Source organism: Roseateles cavernae (assembly GCF_040187885.1).
Classification (GTDB): domain Bacteria; phylum Pseudomonadota; class Gammaproteobacteria; order Burkholderiales; family Burkholderiaceae_C; genus Roseateles_E; species Roseateles_E cavernae.
The window spans coordinates 1-524 of the sequence record NZ_JBDPLH010000045.1 but is presented as its reverse complement, the minus strand read 5'-3'; the positions used below and the strand labels follow the sequence as shown (position 1 = coordinate 524).

Below are 524 nucleotides of genomic sequence, written 5' to 3'. Positions count from 1 at the left end.
GACGGCGTGCCCTGTCCCCTGGCGGGCCGCAAGGCCGGCGAGATCGACTACTTCGTCGTGCGCGAGAACACCGAGGGCGAGTACACCAATCTGGGCGGCATCATGTATGCCGGCACCGAGCGCGAGATCGTGATCCAGGAGTCGGTCTACTCGCGCCACGGCACCGACCGGGTGCTGAAGTACGCCTTCGAGCTGGCCGACAGCCGTGCGCGCAAGCACCTGACGGTGGCGACCAAGAGCAATGGCATCGCGATCAGCATGCCCTGGTGGGACGGCCGCGCCGATGCGGTGGCCCAGGGCTATCCGGCGGTCACGGTGGACAAGCAGCACATCGACATCCTCAGCGCGCGCTTTGTGCTGCAGCCGGGGCGCTTCGATGTGGTGGTGGCCAGCAATCTGTTCGGCGACATCCTGTCGGACCTGGGGCCGGCGACCACCGGCACCATCGGCCTGGCGCCCTCGGCCAATCTGAACCCGGAGCGCCAGTTTCCCTCGCTGTTCGAGCCGGTGCATGGCTCGGCGCC

1 protein-coding gene is annotated in these 524 nt (G+C 68.1%); it reads left to right on the top strand.

What is annotated here, in order from left to right; genetic code table 11:
* Nucleotides 1-524: isocitrate/isopropylmalate family dehydrogenase (locus ABGI63_RS25785; RefSeq protein WP_349745375.1), on the top strand; the 524-nt coding region annotated here is incomplete at both ends.